Origin of the sequence: Phyllobacterium sp. YR620, assembly GCF_900104165.1 — a bacterium.
GTDB lineage: Bacteria > Pseudomonadota > Alphaproteobacteria > Rhizobiales > Rhizobiaceae > Phyllobacterium > Phyllobacterium pellucidum.
In genome coordinates this window covers 450,918-472,286 of record NZ_FNJP01000001.1, presented here as the reverse complement: position 1 = coordinate 472,286, position 21,369 = coordinate 450,918, and the positions used below count along the sequence as shown (strand labels likewise).

Genomic DNA, 21,369 nt, shown 5'->3' with positions numbered 1-21,369 from the left:
TTACACCTAAGCAGCCTCCGAATCCCCGGCCTGTCGGCGCAACAAGAAGGACGCCGCCATCGCAATTATCGTCCCGACGGTTCAAATGATTTCCTGGGGCGGGCAGGGCATTCGGCCGTTTCCATCCAGATTTTAGCCGCGTAGCATTGCTCTTGATTCACCTATGTAGCAGGCCATCTGCACACCTCACGTCGCGGCTGCCGTCCTGTGCGGCGCATTGAGAAGATTAACGATCGCCTGAGGCCCTCCCTGGATTTCAGCCAGCAAGGGTCGGTGAACCGTTAAGGCAGTCTGGTCAATATCGAGACTTGAAAGAGCCTTGTTGACCTCTGCGACATAGGCGGCCGTCGCCGGCATCGCGATGCCGGCACGTTGCATCAACCATTCGATGGTATAGAGCGCGGGGACATCTTCAAGAATGTGACGCGATCGCTGCAATAATTCAACGGATTTCGGCGACGCCATTGACTTGTAGACCTCGCGGCACGATTGCATCATGTCGTAGAAGTTCGGCAGGATCGGCAATCCATACTGCCTGTTCAGAACTTCCGGAAAGCGCTCGAGCTCGACGCCGTAGACGCGGCCCAGCGCCACCCGTTCCCGGTCTATCGCGTCGAGTTTTTGAGCCAGTGATCGGTCGATGCCGTCAAGATAATGATTGTACTGAACGCCGGCTTGTGTAAGGGCGAAGTTCCTCGGATGCAGCACGATAGCGACATGCAGAAAATAGGCCGTCGCGCTGAACACCAGATCGACGCCGCTCAAGACCGTGAAATCCGGCCAGGACGGTTTGCCGATCCGGTCTCCCAGCGGAAAGCACCCGCGCAACTTGTCGAGGGCGCGTGCAGGGTCGCGGGAAAGGATCGAGATATTTATCGACAGTTTACGGTTGCCTACGATGCTTTCTTGCTCGGCGCGGGTTCCGTAAAAGCTTTCCGCGAAAATGACGTCGGCGTCGGCAAGAGGATGACCACGCCGGATCATTTCCGCGACCACTGGCTGGGTTGCCTGTCCGGCCTTGACCAGAACAATGGTTTTGTCCCTCAGATCGAAATCCGCTCCAAGCTTCCGAAAGATTTCGAGACGCAGCGCAGGAATGTCCGGCACTGTTATGAAGATCACGGAGGCAGTCGAAATCGCCTCCGCAGCCCTGGGGTCGTCGAACGAACTAAACAGGCTGGGGTCGACCTCAACATGCATGGTTGAGGCCGACAGCACCTTCTCGAACTTAACCGTTCCCGAGGCCTCGGCGATACGATTTTTTACATCCACTTCATTCGACCGAAAGAAAAGCAGTCTCGGATCTTTGCCATGAATTTCCTGACTTGAAATCAGGTCCACCAAAAGGGTGCGTCCGACATGCCCGCCCCCAACGATCAAGATATCGGTCATTCCTTTATCTCCATTTATTCAGAAACTATATTGTCCTATAGGGCGAAGGCGTGCCGCCAGCTCCTTTGGCTGGTTGCTGTGTAGGCCTCGCCATCCGGCGCCGTTCAGAAGACTGGACAAACTGAGCTAAATCGCCCAATCGGAACCCAAGCTCTCCCCATTTCGCAGGATCGGAGGCGTATCTGCCACCGGGATCTCGCGTGCCAGCGACTGAATGATTTTAGCGAGACGATCGGTCGCCGCCACTATGTCGGCAGACGACACGTTCATGGAGGTTACGGCCCTGACGAGTTGAGGGGTCCAGGCAATGAGCCCGACCGCAGCCGATTGGGCTCGCGTAACGAAGTCCGACGCGGTGATCCCTAGTTCCGCAACATCGATCAGGACGATGTTGGTCTCGGGCGCGCTAATCCTGATATGTGGCAGCCCCTCCAGCCTCGCGGCAAGAAGTTGCGCGCTGGCGTGATCCTCCGCAAGGCGCTCGACATTGTTCTTTATCGCAAACAGCGCAGCCGCTGCCATGTACCCCGACTGATGCAGAGCTCCGCCGAACCACTTCCTGTAACGCTTGGCGTGGGCGATCAGGTCGCGCGAGCCAAGCAGCACAGAACCGAACGGCGCTCCCAGGCCTTTGGCAAAGCACACTGAAACAGCATCAAATTGCTTGCAATATTCGCGTGGTGAAGCACCGGTCGCCACGCAGGCATTGAGCAGCCTTGCCCCATCGAGCATAGTCAGCATCCCATGCTGCCGGGCAGTCGAGGTCAGTTTGGCGACTTGCTGGAGAGTATAAACTCTACCCCCACGCCCATTGACGGAATTTTCAAGGATCAGGAGACGGGGACGAGCATAGGTGTCGCTCCACCGGGCCTTCGTGGCGACGGCGTCAATGATTTCGGCAGGTATCAGGAGGCCGTATTTTGCGTGGATCACATTGAGATTCACATGGGAGAAGTCGGAAGTCTGCGCTGCCTCGAAGAAGTTGATATGCGAGGCAGCTTCCAGAATCAGTTCGTCGCCAGGGCTAGTCAGCGCCCGAATCGCGACCTGGTTGCTCATGGTACCAGTCGGCATGAACATTGCTGCTTCCGTGCCAAAATAATCGGCGCAGAAATGTTCCAGCTCTTGAACTGTCGGGTCCTCTCCGTAGCAGTCGTCGCCGACGCTCGCCAAGCGCATTGCCTCGAGCATGGCGATATTGGGTTGTGTCAGTGTATCACTGCGAAGATCAACGAACATCTTTTCGGCTCCAATGGGCTTGAAATATTTTGTGAAAGTTATCGCTTGTTATTGCGAGCACGCAGGGGCTATGCCGGTGCTCGATTGACAGATTCAGGTCCCTGAGGCGGGATTGTCGAAGTCGATGCGGATCCGCCGGGCCACGTAGGATACCCGCAGACCCCGATGCCGAACGAGAAAGAGGCCGGCGGCCGCCGCAGCGGCGGCACCTGCCAAGGCACCAACGGCGAGCCCCCAGCGGGGACCTGCGACATCCGCGACAAACCCGACAATCAACGCTCCGAGCGGCACGCTGCCGTCGAGGATCGCAATGCGAATTGCTATAACACGGCCGCGCAGCGCCGGGTCGGTCGCAAGCTGCATCGTCGTGTTCGTCGAGGTGGTAAAGGTCAGGACGGCTACCCCAACCACAGCGAGCGCAGCGCCGAAATACCAGGGGTTGGGCGCCATGGCGGCCGCGCCGAGCGCGAGCCCGATTGCTGCGCTGGAAATGAATAGAATGCCGACGTGCGGACGTTCGCGTGTGGCCGCAAGCAGCGCGCCGATGACCGTTCCCACCGCGATCGTCGAACTCAGGAGCCCAAATTGTTCCGCGCTGGCGTGGAACACGGTAACTGACATGGTGGAGATAAAGATCGGGAAGTTCATGCAGAACGCGCCGACGAGAAAGAGCATGATGCACACCGCTCGCAAGTCGGCGCGGCCGGTAACATAGCGAAAACCCTCTCCCAGGCCGCCCGGCTTTCGCGCAGCCCTCACGTAGTGCCGAAGATCGTCAAGGCGCAGCAGTGCCAAAGATCCCAGGACGGCTGCGAACGACGCAGCGTTAAGAAGGAAAGCCCAGCCGGTGCCGACGCTGCCGATGAGGAAGCCGGCAACTGTTGGCCCTATCAGGCGGGCGGCATTGAAGGATGTGGAATCCAGTGCCACGGCATTTGACAGGTCGCTCTCAGAAACCAGCTCTGGAACGAAGGTCTGGCGGGCTGGAACGTCGAACGCCGTAGTGCAACCAAGCGCAAAGGCCAGAACATAGACGTGCCAGAGTTCGACGCGACCGGTCACTGTGAGAAGCCCAAGCACGAGGGCCAACAGTCCCAGGATCGTTTGCGTGGTCATCACAAGTTTGCGGCGATCGAAGTGGTCGGCCGCAAATCCGCTCCAGGGTAGCAGCAGGAGTTGCGGACCGAATTGAAGCGCCATCACAATGCCGACAGCTGCCGCGCTGTGATCGGTAAGTTGTGTGAGTACCAACCAGTCTTGCGCCGTGCGCTGGATCCACGTCCCGATATTTGAGACGAATGCGCCGATGGCCCAAACCCGATAATTATAGCTCCGAAGCGAGCGGAAAGTGCCACTTACAATTGCCACGAAATGCTAACCTTCTTCCATGCAAGGGATTTTCCGCGCTAAAGTCGCCCGAAGGCGCGCGAAAAGTATAACGAAAGTATAATTGTATAACTAAAGTATAATGCCGTTTACGCCAGAATCGAACATAGAAAACTTGATTATTATAGTCAACTTCAATATGGCTGAAAATGTTTTTTGACGTACGGGAGTTTCAGGATGAATTTTTTGAGAATGGCCGCAGCGGCGGCGGCCTTGCTGGCAAGTTTTCTGCCGCTTTCGGCCCAAGCCTTCACAGTCATCGACGTTGCGGGCCGCGAAGTCAGTTTCGACAGGCCGGTTGAGCGCGTCGTCCTCGGGCAGGGCCTGATGATCCATGCCATCGCACCGATCGCCAAGGAAGATCCTTTCGCCAAGATCGTGGCCTGGCGTAACGATTTGTGGAAGACGGATAAGAACAGCTTCAATGCCTATGCGCAGAAATTCCCGAAGATGAGGGAGCTGCCTTTCGTCGGCAATGTGGACAATGGAACGTTGCAAACCGAAACCATCGTCAAATTGAACCCCGACGTCGTGCTGCTTCCGATCGAATCGAAGCCTCCGGCGGAAGAAGCCAAACTTGAGCAGACGCTCGCCGGGGTCGGGGCGAAGATCGTCTATCTGGACTTCCGCGCCGACATGATCAAGAATACGGAGCCGAGCCTGAAGATCATTGGAAAGCTCTATGGCCATGAGGATCGCGCCGAAGCCGTCGCCGCTTATTGGAAGCAACAGATGGCGCGCGTTACCGACAGGCTGAAGGCGGCGAGCCCGGCGAGGCAGAATGTGCTGGTGTATCGCATCGCCGGCCTTACCGGGTGTTGCGCTACCTTCGGCCCGCATAATTTCGGTCTGATGGTGGAACAGGCAGGCGGGCACAATATCGGCTCAGACTTCGTGCCGGGCCTTTATGGCGAACTCAACCCTGAACAAGTCATCGCCTCCAATCCCGACATCGTGGTGGTGACCGGCACGAACTGGAGCGAGACGGAAGGGGCCAAGGGTTACGTTAATGTCGGTCCTAACGCTGCGCCGACGCTCGATGAGAGCCGTAAGGCGCTCAATGCACTGATGACCGATCCGGCCTTCACCGGCTCCAAGGCTGTCGCCAACGGCAACGTCCACGCGATCTGGCACATGTTCTATACGAGCCCCTACCAGTTCGTCGCCGTGCAGCAGCTGGCCAAGTGGTTCCACCCCGACCTCTTCGCAGATCTCGATCCGGACACCACTTTCAAGGAGTTCCACGACAAGTTCCTGCCCATCCCTTATCAGCCGGGCTATTGGGTGGATGCCAGGGCGGCAAACTAACCCGCATATGGCCGGGATCGCTGCAACCTCGATCGATGCCGAAGTCGGAAGGGCCCGCTATCGCGCCCTCGTCCGGCGAAAGCTCGTAATCCTTTTTGCCATGACGGCAGTGCTGTGCCTGTCATTCGCCGTCGATCTCGCCTGGGGGCCGGCGCGCTACAGTCTGTGCGATATTATTTCGACACTTTTCGATCCCGATTCCATTTCCCCCCAGCTGCGTGCTGTCGTATGGAACATCCGCATGCCTGTCGCCGCAATGGCGATCATCGCAGGCGCAGCGCTTTCCGTTGCCGGCGCGCAGATGCAGACCATTCTGGCAAATCCGCTTGCCGACCCCTTCACACTCGGCATTTCCGCCGCAGCAAGCTTCGGCGCGGCACTTGCCATTGTCACCGGCGCTGCCATCCTGCCGATCGCAGCCGGCGTTCTGGTGCCGGTCAATGCCTTCATCATGGCGTTGATCGCCACGCTCTTCATCCATTTCATCTCGCAGATGCGCGGCGTGACCGTGCAGACCGTGGTGCTGGTCGGCATCGCGCTCGTCTTCACCTTCAACGCCTTGCTCGCCTTCCTGCAATATCTCGCCTCGGAACAGGCGCTGTCCGCCGTCGTCTTCTGGACCATGGGCAGCCTCACCAAGGCGACTTGGCCTAAGATCTGGACCACCCTTGCCGTGCTCATGATCGCCCTGCCGCTATTCGCGCGCAACGCCTGGGCGCTGACTGCGATAAGGCTCGGCGAGGACAAGGCGGCGAGCTTCGGCGTCAACGTCCGCGGTGTCCGGCTGGAGACAATGCTGGTCGTCTCGCTGCTTGCCTCGGTTCCCGTCAGTTTCGTCGGCACGATTGGCTTTGTCGGTCTTGTGGGACCCCACATAGCCCGGATCATTCTCGGCGAGGACCAGCGGTTCTTCCTGCCGGGCTCGATTCTTTCCGGTGCGCTGCTCCTGTCGCTGTCCTCGATCGTTTCGAAGTCGATCGCACCGGGTGTCGTTTTCCCGATCGGTATCATCACAGCGCTGGTCGGCGTGCCGTTCTTCTTCGCGCTTATCCTGTCGAGCAGGGGCCGTTCATGGTAGCGCTTCGATTGCAAGCGGTCGGCGCCTACCACGGCCGCAAGCTCTATGTCCGGGACATTACCACCCCGACGTTGAACTCAGGGGAGGTGATAGCGGTGATCGGGCCGAACGCCGCCGGCAAGTCGACGCTTCTCAAGCGGATTGCCGGAATATTGAAGGGGCCAGGAAACGTTATCATCGAGGGCGCGAAGAACGCTAACGCCATCAGCTACATGCCGCAGGATACGTCGGCCAATGCGGTGCTGACCGTCTACGAATCCATCTTGCTCGCCCGCAAGCAGGGTCAGTCATGGGCTGTGGCGGACGAGGACTTGCGCCTCATCGACGAGATCATGGAGGCGCTGAACATTGCACCGATTGCCTTCGCTGACCTCGGCGCACTTTCCGGAGGGCAACGCCAACTGGTTTCGATCGCGCAGGCACTCGTTCGCGAACCGGAAATCATGCTTATGGACGAGCCCACCAGCGCGCTCGACCTTCACCGCCAGATCGAAGTGCTCGATTTGATGCGGCGCCAGGCGCGTAGCAAGCGCATGATCGTTCTGATTGCCATCCATGACCTCAACCAGGCCCTGCGCTTCGCGGACAGGGTTATCGTGATCGAGAATGGTCGGATGCGTGCCTGTGGCAAACCGGACGAGGTGGTTTCGGTCGCCATGCTGCGCGAGGTCTACAAGGTCCATGCCCGGATCGAGAAGTGTTCGATGAACCACGATCACGTCATCGTGGATGGGGCGGCGCACTAGGTCAAGTATCCGCTGGAGCTGCGCGCAATCAGCGACGACATCACCGTCGGGCTATCGTGCAATTTGGTTGAAGGACATTCTGACTTTGCGGTGTGAATTCATGCCGAAGCGCGACTTGCGAGAACACCAGATTATTCGGTGCGGCGCATCTGTGCCAGTAGCTTCTGACAGCTTGATCGCCTGGCCGTCCGGCGAATAGGCGAATTTGTAGATCGTCTCGGGGCTGACCGCGACGGCGTGACGCTCAAGCCGCATCCGCCCGGCGATCTGCTACGGCGACCGGCCGTGCATGATCCGCTCGATCACTGACTGACGCACATGGGCGAAGCGGCTAAGCTTACGCAACTTGGCGCGTCGCTGGCGCGCCAAGTCATTGGCCCTAACACAGTAGTAGCCATTGAGATCCGGCATCTGCCCATCACCGAAAGTATTGCGCTTGACCTCGCGGAAAATCGTCGAGCGATGCCGACCGACTTTCGCGGCAATGAGACCAATACTGACGCCGGCCGGCCGCCAGCGTGCGATCTTGCGGGGCTCATCCATATCGCTCTGGGAGTAGGTGCATTTCATGTGCCCTTCCCTGGGAGAGATAAGCCCTTGTTATCTCTCGCAAGTCGCACTTCAAATTAGAACCCACTCGGCAACACACCTTTGCGGCATAAGACCAATTATGGAACTAAGGTATTGAAATAACAACATTTTTCAAAACATGGGGCAAAACCATGAAATCTCTTTTCACATGCTTGCTATTCGCGTCGCTTGCTCTTTTTAACGCCCCCGCGGACGCAGCGGTGGCAAGCTCTTCCTTAAAGATTGTTCTCGAAATCGTCTCACTGAAACGCGCTGTTGTCGGCCGCGCGAAGGACTACACGTCGCCTCGTTGGAAAACCGCAAAGTGATAGCTCTTCTCTATGATGGTCAACGTCTTTCGTTGGGCGATCAAATACTGCGACTTACCACGATAGTCGTCGCTAGCGCCTCCTAGGCAAAGACATTTTTGCATTCTTCTTCACTACTAAAGCTCAATTGCCATGTGTTGGGAAACAATGTTCCATACTCTGGCTCTGACGGATAAATGAACAATTGAAATCCAAATTTTAGCGAAAAGGAACCGCGGTGGTGCGCTTCGCAAGGAGACCGCTATGGTAAGCAAATTGATTTGTCCACTGCCGTTATACATATGCATCGCTTCCGCATCGGCCCACGCACAGGTGCCGGTCGAGCCGTGTAAAATAGCAAAACAGGCAGGACTGCCAGCCAATGAGTTTGCACTTGACACCTTGGGACCAACCCCATTGGAACTTGCTGGTCCAGAAGCATTTCGCGCAGCCGCGAATATTACCCTTAAACATGGCTATACGTCTTTTCGGCTAACAGAAGTAGTCAGCATTGCTCCAAACTGTATCGTAGTGGAGACATATAGGCCCGATACCTTGCCAAAGGACTGTAATGGCAAGCCCGAAATCGACCCTGATTCTTTGTACAACGCACGGGACGTATTGGATAGACCTGACGAGTTGGCGCGGCGCAATGGTTGGAAATAGCGACATTTGGTTCGTTGCCGCTAGGCGAATTCCGAAAAGGCATCCATGCCATTAGCACGGCGGCATTTTGAACTATTGAAGGCAGTCGGCTACACACTGCTTTTCGCCATTTTGGTGGCGGTCGGTCTATTCGGCATATACTTTTTTATTGCTAATCCTCATTATTTCACGGCGCCATCCCATGGCGGCTAGGTTCGAAAAGGCATCGGCTCGCGTAGCCGTTTACTGGTAGTCAACATCGCATCGGAGATAACGATGCCGCAATTTTCACTTGAACAGTCGTGGTGGCTGAGAAAAAGGGGGCGCGCTGAGCACGGGGTGGTCATGCTGACGATCGCTCCCGCCACCAATCCTGTGCTTGGAGTTTCCAGTAAGTAATTTGTGCTACGGACAAGCCCCCCAGACCTCCGGCCCACACGAGGCCGAACGGTTTAAACAACTGATAGCGATCCGACTGGCGCAGAATGGCCTCAGCGATTACTTTGCCGGCAATCGCGGTGGTGTTCAGTCCATGACCTCCAAATGCTGTGCAGAACCACACGTCCGGGTATAGTTGGCCGATTTGGGGCATGAAGTGTCGTGCATATGACATTAGCCCGGACCAGGAAGTCTCAATCTTCAAATCAGCAAGCTGTGGGTAAGTGCTCACCATTTCCCGTCTTAGTTCAAGGGCGAGCGCCCGAGGCGACGCGGCTCTAGTTGTGATGCGCCCGCCCCAGAGCAGACGCTTGCCGCCGTCGACGATGCGATAGTAATCGCCGGCTCGCCGATTGTCACCAACTGCGTCGGTCGTGGTGACAGCCTGGCGGATGAGGTCCGGCGCTTCTTCGGTCAGCATGACATAGGTGGCAATAGGCAGAAAGCTGCGTTTTATTTTCGGAAACAATCCTGTTGTGTACCCTCCGCTTGCAACGATGACACGTCGCGTTCTTATCTCGCCTCGATTTGTCCGCACGATCTTCTCGGATCGACTTAAATCGCAGGATAAGGCCGGGCTGCCTTCAAATATTCTTCCGCCAAGCCGCTGGATTTCCCGCGCCAAAGAACGAAGGTAATTCAGCGGATGCACGTGAAACGCGTGTGGATCACGCAGTGCCTGGAAATAGCGTTTCGAGTGAAGCACCTCCTGTACCTGGTCCCGACTCATATACTCGACTGAATAATCAAATTCGCGCTGGAGATAGCCGGCATGCGCGAGAAGAGCTTGGCTGTTTTCATAGCGCACCACTCTCATTATTCCGTGCGTGGGAGCTGCGCTGGCAATCTCAAGTTCATCAATTGTATCGCGCACGAACTTCATGCCTTCGATAGACAGGGCGTGGAGTTTGCGAGCGTGGTCAGGGCCCACGACACGCTCGATCGCATCACCGTCATTGGCATAACCCGGACTTACAAAACCGCCATTGCGTCCTGAAGCACCCCAGCCGATGCGTTCGGCTTCCACCAGAACCACTGTCTGCCCGGCCTTTAGCAACTGCAGAGCCGTCGTTACACCGGCGAGGCCGGCGCCGATAACGCAGGTCTCGCATTCCGCGACGCCAGACAGTGCCGGATAGGTGTAGTTGTCATCTATCGTTCGCCGGTAGAAAGTATCGATATAACTCATTGCTCTGGCTTCCAGGTCACAAAGTAACACACGGCTTTGAGTCTCCCTGTTAGAGGGTCGACAATCAATGACGTAGAATCTTACTCAGAAAGGTGCGACTGCGATCCGTCTTCGGGTCTGAGAAAAACTCTTCCGGTGTACCGGTTTCTACGATAGCGCCCTCATCCATGAATACGACCCGATGCGCAACTTTACGGGCAAAACCCATCTCATGGGTCACCACCATCATGGTCATGCCCTCTTCGGCGACGCTCACCATCACGTCCAGGACCTCACTGATCATCTCTGGATCGAGAGCTGACGTAGGCTCATCGAAGAGCATGATTTTCGGGCGCATACAAAGGCAGCGCGCGATAGCGACACGTTGCTGCTGGCCGCCGGAAAGCTCAGACGGATAGGCGTTAAACTTATCGCCGAGCCCGACTTTCGCCAGCATCTCGCGGCCCGAAGCCTCGGCCTCACTGCGAGCGATTTTTCGTACATGGATCGGAGCGAGCGTTACGTTTTCGAGCGCCGTCTTATGTGGATAAAGATTGAAAGCCTGGAAAACGAAGCCAATTTCGGTACGCAGTTCGATCATGTTGGTGGCGCGGTCGCCGATACGCTGTCCATCGACGATAAGGTCGCCTTCCTTGATCGTCTCGAGTCCATTAATGCAGCGGATCAGCGTGCTCTTGCCCGAACCGCTTGGGCCGCACACGACCACGACTTCGCGCTGCTCAACACTAAGCGTGATATTCTTGAGAACATGAAGCGCGCCGAACCATTTGTTCACGCCGTGAAACTCGATCATAACTTGCTGCTTTCGTTGATAGAACACGTCACAATTGCACCTCGCCATGGGCGGCGCCCATGCGTCTCTCCAGACGGCGGGCGAGCACGATGAGCGGATAGCACACGACAAAATAACCGATGCCGACAATTGCGAACACGAGCAATCCATTGGGTACTCGCTGAACCACAAGCCAGCCGACCCGGGTGAGATCCGTCAGGCCGATAGCGGAAACAACAGACGAATCCTTGATGAGAAGCACATATTGGCCAACAAGCGGCGGCAGGGAAACACGCATCGCTTGCGGCAGTACCACCTGTCGCATTCGCTGCCACTGCGACAGGCCCGACGCGAGCGCAGCCTCAACTTGTCCGGTCGGCACCGAACGGATACCTGCGGCAACGATCTCGCAAATGAAGCAAGCCGCGAGGTTAGTCAGGGCTATAATGCCGGCAGTGAAGGCATCGAGCTCAACACCAAGTTCCGGCAGGATGAAGAAGATCAGGAAGATTTGCACGAGGAATGGGGTTCCCCGGATCAGGTCGACCCACAATCCGATAGCAGAATCCAACAAGCGGCTGCCGCTCGTGCGCAGGACACCGAGCGCAAAGCCAAGGATGGTACCGAGCAGCAGACTTATCCCAGAAAGGGCAATCGTCATGCCGAGCCCCCGCAACGCCAACGGATAGCTGCCAATCAGGCTCTGGAGCTGGAACCAGATCATGTGCGACTCCCGGTCGGTCGGGCGCCTAGCCAGCGCGCCGAGAATGCTGCCACGGATTTCAATCCGTAATAAAGGACGAGATAGCACGCAGCTGTCGTGATGAAGCCCTCTGCGGGCATGAACCTGTCGGACGCCAGCAACTGGCCTGCCCTCGTCAGTTCGGCTACAGAAATCAAGGACAGCAACGCCGAGTCTTTCACTAAAACGATGGCTTGTCCGAGCAGCGGCGGAATGGTTACCCGGAAGGCCTGTGGCAGGATCACCAAGCGCATGCGCTGGGAATAGGTCATCCCGGACGCAATGCCTGCCTCCACCTGTCCACGCGAAATCGACAGGATGCCAGCGCGGATGATCTCGGCAATGTAGGCACCGCTGTTTAAAGCCAATGCGAGGATGCCGACGAAAAGCTCCGGCAACACGAAACCAAGCCGTGGCAGGCCGAAATAAAGAAAATAAAGCTGTGCCAGCAGCGGTGTCGCACGGATCGCGTCGATATAGATTTTTGCCGGAAGTTGCAAAAGCTGCGAACGCTGCAAGTTCATCGCACAAAGGGTGATGCCGATAGCGAGGGCGCCGCCGAACGAAACAATCGACAGCCACAGCGTTGCAGCAAATCCCTGCCCGAACAGGGGCAGATATTCGACGATGGTGCGGAAGCTGAAGTTTTCTAGCATGCCGGAAGATTCCTCAGGCGGCGGGACAGGCGCTAAAAAGCGGCCAGACGGCGCGCGTGAGGCGAACCCGCTCCACGCAACGCCGTCAGCGACCTGCTATTGATGGTCTTTCTTCCAATCTTCCGAATTTACCCAGTAATCCAGGTTCTTCTGCAGACGGCCATCGAGTGCTACTTGGTCGAGGAAGAGGTTCATCCAAACGAGAAGGTCCTGTTCGTCATAGCGTGTGGCGAAAGCCAGCGGCTCTTTCGACAGGACTTCCGGCATGATGGTGATGCTTCCTGCAGGATAGGCGGCCTGTTGACCCTTGACCGCCGAGACATCGTTTACGCCGCAATCAGCCTGGCCATTAACGACAGCATCGAGCAGGAGCGGGCCACCGCCCTTATAACTCTTGATTTCGGCATCAGGGAAAGTCTCCTTTGCCACCTTTTCGCCGGTCGCTCCGAGAAGCACGGCGATTTTCGTGCCCTTGGCTTTACATGCATCCATGGTGCCGAACTTGCTGTCAGTTTTGGCAAAGACAGCGCTTCCAGTGTACATGAAAGGCTTGGTGAAGGCCACCTTCATCGCCCGCGCCAGTGTTGGGGTCATGTCTGCAACAAGCAGATCGGCCTTGCCGGAAAGCAACGCTGGGATCAGACCGTCCCAATCATAATCTTGGAACGTGATTTTTACCCCCATTTCCTTCGCCATCAGTTCGGCAAGCTCGACAGAGCTGCCCGTGCGTTTCCCCGCCTGGTCGACCATGGAAAAAGGAGGGCCCTGGGTCTGAACTGCGACCCGGAGTTCTCCGCGCTTGGTTATGTCGTCGAGAGATCCGGCGTTCGCGAGGCTTGCAGTGGTTAGCAGTGCCAGGCTTGCGACAAATAGTTTGGCGATCTTCATTAATATTCCTCCCTGTGATGTTAAATGTTCCCGCCCTATTGGGCACTTGCTTCCGACGTCCGCAGTCTCCCAGAACGTCGCAGACTTAGTCGAAGTATTCGGATTTCCTTCGCCAAGACTTCGCTCCTCGAGGTACCCCCTTTGAAATAAATGAAAGCGATCAAGTCGCCACGGCGCGCACAGGCACCTCGGGACCACTTGACCAACACCCCTTGGGCAGACTGACCCATTTGTTACAGGCTGCCATGACAACGAATGTTTCCGTACGCGTGATCTCGCCCGGTTCACCAACTCCCGGGATCAGTTCGCTCGTGACGCGATAGAGGTCAGCGACATCCCCAGCCACGACAACATCAACGATTATGTCGAAACGTCCGGTTACAACGCATGCTGAGTTAACGAACGGGAGCTCTGCAATACGAAGCGCAATCTCGCGTGCACGGCCATGTCCTTTGGCATTGATACCGACGATCGCAGAAATTAATTCGGGTCGCTCAGACAGATTCAGCAGTCCAACAATTTTGATAAGGTTTTGGCCCAGAAGGTTGCGAAGGCGCGAGCGCACGGTTGGCACTGAGATCGCCATGCCCTCGGCGAGACGGTTCACGCCGACCTGCGCATCTTGCGACAGCAATTGCACGAGTTTGCGATCCGTATGGTCAAGGTGTTCTCTCAATTTAATTCTTTCATAAAAGGAAAAAAGTTTGACGGTATCTTTCCCATTATTAGCGAACTTATACCAATTTTTTTCTAATGCAATGAATTGACTGGCTCATAATGTAGCAATGCCCCAATCCCGAGCACGCGCAGATCTTTCGCAGTAAAGTCAATTCGTTGACGGCATCGGAAATTCGCCCCTTCCATTTGAGCGAGGCCATCCATTGCAAAATCCTATCGATCTATGGGAGCTGATGGTTACGCAGTCATTTTCGAAACCGAAACCACGTTTGTACACCGAAATATCTCAGGCATGTCTAAAACCACCTGTTGAATAAAAGACTTGGAAAATCCTGCTCACGGGTAATCCAACGCCTGTATCGCGACGTAGTTAAAGCGTTCGAAATCAGCGTGGCCCAAATACTTTTGGACCATGCAGATGACTACCACGCCTGTACCCATTTCGTCGCTGCTAAAGGGTTTTGCAAATGGTTGCACGTCTCAAAAGATCTGTTCTCCCGTCGGCGCTTATCGTCTTGGCGCTAGTCCATCCAACGAAGGCTCAAAGCTTGTCCGGAGCCGACATCCGAGAGCTGATTAGCGGCCAAAGGGTTTATCTCTCAACACCCTTTGGAGTCGAGCTTCCGCTGATTTATCAATCCAACGGAACAGTCATCGGCAACATTTCGGGGATATCGATTGCACGGATGTTCGCGCCGCGGGAAGCGGGAAAATGGTGGATCCAAGGCAATGTGCTGTGCCAGAAATGGCCGACATGGTACGACGGAAAGCAATTCTGTTTTGCAGTGCGCAAAATCGGCATCAATAGGATTGCGTGGCTGCGGGACGACGGGACGGCCGGCACAGCCCGCATTGGCGGATGACAAATTCATTGAGGCCGTTAGCACTGGGTCGGTACATCGCCTATGCCTTGCCGGCCATTCCCATCGCCGCTCTTACGCTGCCGCTCTATATCATTGTGCCCACGTTTTACAGCGAGGTTACGGGCATATCCCTTGCGACGCTCGGTTCGGTGCTGCTTCTAATACGGCTCTTCGATGCCGCAAGCGATCCCGTCATCGGGTGGTTTTCGGATCGCTATACCCCGGCTTTCGGGCGAAGGCGCAGCCTGTTTGTCCTGTCGATACCCGTTACCGCAACCGCAGCGCTCATGGTCTTCTGGCCGCCGACAGACGCCGGCGTGTACTATCTGTTCGGGTGGGGCATCGTTCTGTCGGTTGGACATACCGCCACAATCCTTCCCTATACGGCTTGGGGCGCCGAACTCGCGACCGATTACAAAGGCCGCTCGACAGTTGCCGCGTTTCGTGAAAGCGCGACACTGGCCGGCACCCTGCTCGCTATAGTGTTGCCCTTTGCCGTCGGGCTCGACCCCACCCTCACCTTCCACGGACTTGCGGCCGTCGGGGTCGTCGTCGCGGTGTTGCTACCAGTTGCCGGCTTAATTGCGGTGTGGTGCGTGGCCGAGCCGCGCAATCGATCCACGAGAAGCGTGACCCTGATGCAAGGCGTGCAAGCGCTAATCGGCAACCATGCATTCCTGCGCCTCCTGCTGGCATTCGTCCTCAATGGTCTTGCCAACGCTATTCCTGCCACCCTGTTTCTCTATTTCGTATCGGACCGCCTGGACGCACCGACTATGCGCGGTCCGTTGCTTTTTCTGTATTTTGTCTGCGGGATTGTTGGCGTCCCGCTTGCCGCATGGGCGGCAGGGATCGTCGGCAAACATAGGGCATGGTGTTATGCCATGGGCTTCGCATGTCTGGTATTTGCCTTCAGCGGCTTTCTTGATCGGGGTGACGTCGGCCCATTTGCGATAATTTGCGGCTTGACCGGACTGCTTCTTGGATTTGACCTCGCCCTGCCCGCTTCGATCCAGGCCGACGTCGTTGACATCGACACGGCCACCTCCGGCAGTCAAAGAACGGGGATATATTTCGCAGCCTGGAGTCTGGCCACGAAGTTTTCACTGGCTCTTGCGGTCGGGCTGGTGTTTCCGATCCTGCAGTGGTCCGGTTTTAATGCACAGGCTCAGGGCCAATCCGGCGCATTCGCTCTTGATGTGTTGAGCATGCTCTATGCTTGGCTACCGATCGCCTTCAAACTGGCAGCGATCGGCATCATGTGGAACTTCCCGCTTGACGAGGCAGCCCAACACAAGCTGCGCCAGAACATTGAACGATCCCAGAAATCGCGCTCGTCATCCAAAACCGAGCGCTTTGCGTATCCACACGTATCCGAATAGCGAAGGAGAAAACCTTGCGCCAGTGTTTGACGATTGCCATTGCCTTCATTGCCAGCAGCCTTTTCACCGCAGCTTCGGCAAACGACCTTGTGCTGGAGAAGTACTTCACCGGGCATACTCGCGCGGAGGGACAATTCAGTGCCATCAACGGCGTTAAAAAAAGCTTCAAAGTTCAGCTGACCGGCCGGTGGAACGGCAAGCGCCTGCTTCTCCGAGAGGATTTCACCTCTGCGGACGGTCAGAAGGACCGCAAGACCTGGCAATTCGTCAAGACAAGCCCCACGACATACCTCGGCACCCGGGAAGACGTAGTCGGGCGTGCTTTTGTAAGCGTGAACGGTGACACGGCGCCGCTTCAGCTACGACGTCTTTCTTGACGGCAACACCCGTAAAAATCGCGTCCGGTTTCATGATAAGATGACGTTGCAAAGCAATGGGCTGTTGATCAACGATGCATGGGTTAGCAAATACGGGTTTCCGGTGGCGCGAACCCACGTCGAATTTCGCAAGTGAGGCCCGCGCGTTCTTTGTCTTTCCAATTGCCGGCCACATCGATGAATAGCCTTCGAAAAAATAAAACGCGGTCGTCATAGGCGCATCCGGAGGGATCGGTCAGGCGTTGTTCAAGGCCTTGGTTTCAGACACCTGTGCCAACGTCGTTCAAGGTGTCGACCGGACCACCTTTCCACACTTCGAACTGGGTGACGGAAACTCCATCGTTGAGATTGCGAATGACCTTAGACAACGCGTAGAAACTATCGACCTGTTGATCGTCGCCACGGGCATTCTCCAAATTGGGATGCCATTCCCGAGAAGTCATTGGCAGCTTTAGACGGCCGCTCGTTCTCAAGCATTTTTCGCCGCTCGTTTCCAAGAAATCGAAGGCGATTATGCCCTGTCGGCGCGGGTGGGATCGATCCGCCGACCATCCTGCTAAATTATTCAACGAGCGGAAACCTGCTTTCAACTATTTGTTCAAGCGTCCGCTCGCTTGTTCCTCCGAATGACTTCGTCCACTCTGGCATGGGCCATAGCTAACTCAACACTCTCGCAGCAAAGCCATACGCGATCCACGTCCTAATTTACCAGGTCCGAGTTGGTCTCTACTTCAATACGATCAGCCACGCGGCGAATAAGCAGCGTAGACTGCGGCTTACCTAATTCTGCAGGGACTGAGATGGATTGGGACTGACCGGGCAACAGCACTGCGGAGAACCGGGCGACAGCGCGACTTTCGGTATGAGTGTTGTCTGCACCGTTCGTGCCGACCGTGGTCACCACATGCCAGCCGTCTGGCTGCTTAACCCAATAGGTGACTGCGGACGCATCTGCGCCGAGCACCGTGGAAATGCCCTGCCCTTCAGTTGCGATCTTTGGTTCGGCGGCCTGAGCCTGCGAACTGGCAACTGTAATGCCGTACAGAAGACTGGCGGCAGTGGCGATTCTAAAATACCTAGTCATTTTCGTTTCCTCATAAGTTGTGTTTTGTGTGCATACACACACTTTTCTACATGCAAACTTGTTAGTCTGACTGATCCTAGGTGTTGCGTGTCAACTCTAGAAAATCATGCCGCCATTGCGCGGCTTTTTCGGACCCTACCTGGGCCTCGAATTCCTGCTGGGCTTTTTGCCATAGGGGCAAAGCTGCCTGGACCTTGTTTTGTCCGGCCTCGGTCAGCGACAGCACCAGTTTTCGGGTCTCCTGTGCGGCCCGTTCCGTTTTCAACCATCCGTCCCTTTCCATCGGCTTGATGGCGCGCACCAGCGAGGTTCGTTCCATCACCATCGCAAGTGCAAGTTCGCTCATCGTCATGCCCGGGGTTTCCGAGAGCAGCACCAGTATTCCGAACTGGGTGTTGGTCACGTGGGCAGCCGAAAGGTGACGGTCGTAAAGCCGGGTTATGTACCTGGAAGCCTGCCGGGTTGCGAAGCTGTTGCAGGCAGCCATTGATAATTTTGCACTCATAAACAAAACATATATGTGCATATGCACTTTGTCAATATTTTGTGTATGTCAAAGCATTGCGGAACACTCGTGCCGTTAGCCAGTCAAAAACTTCCGACTTCGCGTTCAAACATAGCCCTGATCACAACCTGCTTTTAACGCTTAAGCGACTGCGTGAGCATACATTGCTGATCATAGTGCACGAATTCAAAGCTTTCTACGCTACCCCAACTGGCAGAACTGTCTTCTTGATCGAACCAATTGGGATCCAGCCGATCACCGAATGAGGCCAAGCAGGCGAAACCCGCCGATGTTTTCAACGACGGGCGTCGTTCGTTGCTTTCTCGCCTATTTCGGGCAATCCTTCGGTGGCTGGCCGGTCGTGGATTGCGTTCCTGACGCAGTCCCGGAGGAGTCCGGGCAGTCGAGAGCTCCACTGCCGGCGGGCTTGTCACTCGACGAGCCGGAGCCTGTGTTCGGGGTTGCAGTGCCAGATGAGTCGGGCGTTCCTGTATTGCCCGAAGCCCCACCCGATTTATTGGAGTTGGAGCCGCCAGAACTGTCCGACGATCCGGTGTTGCCGGATGCTCCACCGGAAGTATTGCCACTGCCCGAATTTTGAGCGACAGCGGCGCTGGCCAAGGCCAGGCTGAAGAATGCAATTAAGATAGATTTTGTCATGTCTTGGTCTCCTTTCGCAGATTGATACTCGGAGCTAACAAATGGTCTGAGCTAAGGTTCCGAGTCTTATTTTCTTCGTCATGCGAAAGTTTGAACCGACAAGTGCCCTTTGTTGTAAGTGCTGTCGCAGCTCGCGGAGAGCCCGCAGCGGCATCGCGCAACTATTCGCTGGCGCGCACATAGACGAATGGAATCTCGTTCTGTTCGGCCCAAGCCAGTGACGCGGTGACGGCTTCATCGAGCGTATCAAATGGTTCCGGCTGGAAGTAGGCGGGCCCGTCGATCGCGGATAACGATCCATCCGCAACGAACTTCCCGTCAACCTTCTCGATCAGGACCCAATCTTCCTTCTCGGGCGGTTTCGACGCGCCATCAATATCCTTGAGCTGGGTCATGGCTTCCTCCGTCGACTGCTCAATTTTCAAACTCAGAATTCCGCTTCGGTATGCATGGATTCGGCGGGGCGATGTGTCACTCTTCCTCGCCGGGATACTGAGACTGTTTCAGCACTCCGGCGAGATGAGCGGTGTTGCGGGCGAGCATGGAGATCATTGTCTCGACTTCTTCCGGGATTTCTTCGAGATCAATGAAGTTCGTTGAGCCCATCGCTTCCCCGACCCAATATGCCACTGCATTGGCAGGAATTGTGAAGCCGACATCGTTGAGGGCCTGAAACACCTCGGCCGAGACATGGTGAGCGCCATCTTCGTTGCCAACAATGGCGACAGCCGCCACTTTGCCATACGACACCATCCTCCCCCGATCGTCGGTCTCCTCTAAAAAAGCATCCATCCGTTCCAGGGCCCGCTTGCAGACGCTCGAGGGCTGTCCCAGCCAGATCGGTGTGCCGATCAGCAGGATATCGGCCTCAATAACCTTCTCCCTGATTTTCGGCCATGCGTCACCCTCGCCTTCATCCGATGTCACGCCCGGTTTGATGTCATGATCCGCCAGCCGGATGATCTCCATTTCAACCCCGTGTTTTTTGAACTCTTCCGCGATGAGTTGCAGCAGTCTGCCCGTCGAGGACGGCTCCGAAGAAGCGGAAGACTTCAGTGTACTGTTAAAAGCCAAGGCCTTCAGGGTCATGAATATTCCTTTCAATTGACCGTTCACAGGACGCTGCATTGGAAAAGTCGGTCCGAGAAGGCCTCGTAGGCAGCCGGGAATTCTCCCGGATAAGGTCTGAAAGGCCCGCGAGTTCCTCGACGACAAAAATTCTTCGGTCTTTATCAGAGCGCGCTGAACCGAGCAGTGATCGCCTAGCAATTTGACTGGACATCGTGGGTATCGTCGGCGCCGCTGCAGAGAGCGGGCTGAGCACGATTGGCGGCTAAAAAAATCGGCGCGAAGTCCCGCCGCTCGTTCTTTAGCCGCTTTGTTCGGCGATCGACTCGGCTTCAGACAACCAGACTTGCCAGCGGCACGCTCAGCGACAAAGTGAGCCCGTCGGCCCGCCAGTCGCGCGTAATTGTGCCGCCGAGACCGCGTAGCGCCGCGGTTTCGAGCGTCGTGCCGAAGCCAGCCCGATCGGGGGCCGGAGAAAGGACGCTGCCACCGCGCTCATCCCACGTCAGATGAAGCTGTTCGTCGGCCGCGGAAACATCGACCGTCAGCTTCCCTGCCGGGGAAGATAGAGCGCCGTATTTCGCGGCATTCGTCGTCAGCTCATGCAGGAGCAGCGCGAAGGAGGTCAGTGCCTGCCCCGTCAAGGGAGCGTCCGAGCCGGTGATGGTAATGCGTGAATCGGCGTCATGATCATGCGGCGCGACAATGGCCTTGAGCAACGCCGTTACGGTGGTGGCGGTCTGTGCACCATCACTGTTGCGCGAGAAGTCAGGCAAGGTCAGTTCATGTGCCCGCGCCAATGCGTGCATGCGCGACCTGAGGTCCGTCTCGAGTTCGGCAACGCTTTTGGCGGGACGGGCGCTCAAGGAGATCAGCCCGGCCGCAAGGGTGAACAGATTTTTGATCCGGTGGTTGATCTCCTGCAGCAGGATGTCCTTGTGGCGCGCTGCCTCCTTTAGCGCGTCAGCTTGCATCGCCAGCTCGTCCCGCTGCGCTGCCAAATGCTGCCGCTGCCGATAGAGCTCAAAGAAGACGTCGACCTTGCTGCGCAGGATGTCCGGCTCGATCGGCTTCTGAATGAAATCGACCGCCCCCGCCTCGTAGCCGCGGAACCGGCGCTGATTATCTCCGGTGCCGGCCGTAACGAAAATAATCGGAATGCGACGTGTTCGTTCGTTGCCACGCATCAGCTCCGCGAGTTCGAAACCGTTGAGTCCAGGCATCTGAACATCGACAAGTGCCAGCGCGACGTCATGCTCCAACAGAAGCTCGAGAGCCTCGTCGCCCGACCGGGCCTTCAACAGGAGAATGTCTTCCCGCCGTAACAACGCCTCCAGCGACAGCAGGTTTTCCTCAAGGTCGTCGACCAGCAGAAAAGGGACAGGTTCCATGCTT

At 56.4% G+C, this 21,369-nt stretch carries 24 protein-coding genes and 1 pseudogene; 9 read left to right on the top strand and 16 right to left on the bottom strand.

From position 1 onward, the window contains the following. Positions 1-186: 186 nt before the first annotated feature. The 3 genes from BLR72_RS02170 to BLR72_RS02160 all read right to left on the bottom strand — a co-directional run bounded on the left by BLR72_RS02170 (position 187) and on the right by BLR72_RS02160 (position 3,999). Positions 187-1,392, bottom strand: coding sequence for an NAD/NADP octopine/nopaline dehydrogenase family protein (locus BLR72_RS02170; RefSeq protein ID WP_091944643.1), 1,206 nt, complete (start codon positions 1,390-1,392; stop codon positions 187-189). Positions 1,393-1,518: 126 nt separating this feature from the next. Then, the gene (locus tag BLR72_RS02165) at positions 1,519-2,631 is read right to left on the bottom strand and encodes a threonine aldolase family protein (RefSeq protein ID WP_091944639.1); all 1,113 of its coding nucleotides are present in this window, start codon (positions 2,629-2,631) and stop codon (positions 1,519-1,521) included. A gap of 93 nt (positions 2,632-2,724) precedes the next feature. Next, the gene (locus tag BLR72_RS02160) at positions 2,725-3,999 is read right to left on the bottom strand and encodes an MFS transporter (protein WP_244506598.1); all 1,275 of its coding nucleotides are present in this window, start codon (positions 3,997-3,999) and stop codon (positions 2,725-2,727) included. Positions 4,000-4,194: 195 nt separating this feature from the next. Between BLR72_RS02160 and BLR72_RS02155 the strand changes: the two genes are divergently transcribed. Genes BLR72_RS02155 through BLR72_RS02145 form a run of 3 tightly spaced genes read left to right on the top strand, consistent with a single transcriptional unit; the run spans position 4,195 to position 7,149 of the window. Next, positions 4,195-5,325 carry an ABC transporter substrate-binding protein gene (locus BLR72_RS02155; protein WP_091944636.1) on the top strand — a complete coding sequence of 377 codons (1,131 nt, stop codon included), beginning with the start codon at positions 4,195-4,197 and terminating at the stop codon, positions 5,323-5,325. Between the two features lie 7 nt (positions 5,326-5,332). Next, on the top strand, positions 5,333-6,403 hold the full coding sequence (locus BLR72_RS02150; RefSeq protein ID WP_091944633.1) for a FecCD family ABC transporter permease: 1,071 nt from the start codon (positions 5,333-5,335) through the stop codon (positions 6,401-6,403). Beyond that, positions 6,397-7,149, top strand: a complete 753-nt coding sequence (locus BLR72_RS02145) for an ABC transporter ATP-binding protein (protein ID WP_091944630.1) — start codon at positions 6,397-6,399, stop codon at positions 7,147-7,149. The genes BLR72_RS02150 and BLR72_RS02145 overlap by 7 nt, the downstream gene beginning before the upstream one ends. 168 nt (positions 7,150-7,317) lie before the next feature. On the opposite strand, the pseudogene BLR72_RS02140 reads toward BLR72_RS02145, so the two are convergent. Next, a pseudogene (locus BLR72_RS02140) lies at positions 7,318-7,719 on the bottom strand (helix-turn-helix domain-containing protein); the annotation flags it as partial. A gap of 572 nt (positions 7,720-8,291) precedes the next feature. On the opposite strand from BLR72_RS02140, the gene BLR72_RS22165 reads away from it, so the two are divergent. After that, positions 8,292-8,693, top strand: a complete 402-nt coding sequence (locus BLR72_RS22165; RefSeq protein ID WP_139202486.1) for a hypothetical protein — start codon at positions 8,292-8,294, stop codon at positions 8,691-8,693. Between the two features lie 322 nt (positions 8,694-9,015). Here the strand turns inward: BLR72_RS22165 and BLR72_RS02135 are convergent, their stop codons facing one another. From BLR72_RS02135 to BLR72_RS02110, 6 genes are all read right to left on the bottom strand, one after another. Continuing rightward, positions 9,016-10,299, bottom strand: a complete 1,284-nt coding sequence (locus tag BLR72_RS02135; RefSeq protein WP_091944627.1) for an NAD(P)/FAD-dependent oxidoreductase — start codon at positions 10,297-10,299, stop codon at positions 9,016-9,018. Between the two features lie 64 nt (positions 10,300-10,363). Next, complete coding sequence (locus tag BLR72_RS02130) at positions 10,364-11,092, bottom strand: amino acid ABC transporter ATP-binding protein (protein WP_091944624.1); 729 nt, start codon at positions 11,090-11,092, stop codon at positions 10,364-10,366. Between the two features lie 28 nt (positions 11,093-11,120). Continuing rightward, positions 11,121-11,795 (bottom strand): amino acid ABC transporter permease, encoded by a 675-nt coding sequence (locus BLR72_RS02125; protein WP_091944621.1) that lies wholly within the window; start codon positions 11,793-11,795, stop codon positions 11,121-11,123. After that, complete coding sequence (locus tag BLR72_RS02120) at positions 11,792-12,469, bottom strand: amino acid ABC transporter permease (protein WP_027232810.1); 678 nt, start codon at positions 12,467-12,469, stop codon at positions 11,792-11,794. The genes BLR72_RS02125 and BLR72_RS02120 overlap by 4 nt, the downstream gene beginning before the upstream one ends. A 96-nt stretch (positions 12,470-12,565) precedes the next feature. Then, a complete protein-coding gene (locus BLR72_RS02115; protein ID WP_027232809.1) occupies positions 12,566-13,357 on the bottom strand; it encodes an ABC transporter substrate-binding protein in 792 nt (263 codons plus the stop codon). Between the two features lie 160 nt (positions 13,358-13,517). Beyond that, entirely contained in the window at positions 13,518-14,033 is a 516-nt protein-coding gene (locus BLR72_RS02110; RefSeq protein WP_091944618.1) for an Lrp/AsnC family transcriptional regulator, read from the bottom strand. A gap of 469 nt (positions 14,034-14,502) precedes the next feature. Between BLR72_RS02110 and BLR72_RS02105 the strand changes: the two genes are divergently transcribed. From BLR72_RS02105 to BLR72_RS22780, 4 genes are read left to right on the top strand one after another with little or no spacing between them, the layout of a single operon-like run. Next, positions 14,503-14,898: a hypothetical protein gene (locus BLR72_RS02105; protein WP_091944615.1), complete on the top strand. Its 396-nt coding sequence runs from the start codon at positions 14,503-14,505 to the stop codon at positions 14,896-14,898. Beyond that, positions 14,895-16,280, top strand: a complete 1,386-nt coding sequence (locus tag BLR72_RS02100; RefSeq protein ID WP_091944612.1) for an MFS transporter — start codon at positions 14,895-14,897, stop codon at positions 16,278-16,280. Before BLR72_RS02105 ends, BLR72_RS02100 begins: the two co-directional genes overlap by 4 nt. Before the next feature lie 14 nt (positions 16,281-16,294). Continuing rightward, positions 16,295-16,657: a DUF3833 family protein gene (locus BLR72_RS22785; RefSeq protein WP_280140106.1), complete on the top strand. Its 363-nt coding sequence runs from the start codon at positions 16,295-16,297 to the stop codon at positions 16,655-16,657. Next, the gene (locus BLR72_RS22780) at positions 16,620-16,793 is read left to right on the top strand and encodes a DUF3833 family protein (protein WP_280140105.1); all 174 of its coding nucleotides are present in this window, start codon (positions 16,620-16,622) and stop codon (positions 16,791-16,793) included. Before BLR72_RS22785 ends, BLR72_RS22780 begins: the two co-directional genes overlap by 38 nt. A gap of 124 nt (positions 16,794-16,917) precedes the next feature. On the opposite strand, the gene BLR72_RS22160 is transcribed toward BLR72_RS22780, so the two are convergent. The 3 genes from BLR72_RS22160 to BLR72_RS02080 form a co-directional block, all read right to left on the bottom strand. Further along, positions 16,918-17,247, bottom strand: coding sequence for a hypothetical protein (locus BLR72_RS22160; protein ID WP_139202485.1), 330 nt, complete (start codon positions 17,245-17,247; stop codon positions 16,918-16,920). 110 nt (positions 17,248-17,357) lie between these two features. After that, entirely contained in the window at positions 17,358-17,741 is a 384-nt protein-coding gene (locus BLR72_RS02085) for a hypothetical protein (protein ID WP_091944606.1), read from the bottom strand. Between the two features lie 76 nt (positions 17,742-17,817). Beyond that, a complete protein-coding gene (locus BLR72_RS02080; protein WP_175492258.1) occupies positions 17,818-18,144 on the bottom strand; it encodes a MarR family winged helix-turn-helix transcriptional regulator in 327 nt (108 codons plus the stop codon). Between the two features lie 391 nt (positions 18,145-18,535). Here BLR72_RS02080 and BLR72_RS02075 point away from each other — a divergent pair, with 391 nt between their 5' ends. Then, positions 18,536-18,847, top strand: coding sequence for a hypothetical protein (locus tag BLR72_RS02075; RefSeq protein WP_091944600.1), 312 nt, complete (start codon positions 18,536-18,538; stop codon positions 18,845-18,847). Between the two features lie 220 nt (positions 18,848-19,067). Here BLR72_RS02075 and BLR72_RS02070 read toward each other — a convergent pair whose 3' ends face one another. From BLR72_RS02070 to BLR72_RS02060, 3 genes are all read right to left on the bottom strand, one after another. Next, on the bottom strand, positions 19,068-19,301 hold the full coding sequence (locus BLR72_RS02070) for a hypothetical protein (RefSeq protein ID WP_091944596.1): 234 nt from the start codon (positions 19,299-19,301) through the stop codon (positions 19,068-19,070). A gap of 76 nt (positions 19,302-19,377) precedes the next feature. Beyond that, complete coding sequence (locus tag BLR72_RS02065; protein WP_091944593.1) at positions 19,378-19,995, bottom strand: flavodoxin family protein; 618 nt, start codon at positions 19,993-19,995, stop codon at positions 19,378-19,380. A gap of 311 nt (positions 19,996-20,306) precedes the next feature. Beyond that, entirely contained in the window at positions 20,307-21,365 is a 1,059-nt protein-coding gene (locus BLR72_RS02060; protein ID WP_091925135.1) for a response regulator, read from the bottom strand. Positions 21,366-21,369 lie beyond the last annotated feature (4 nt).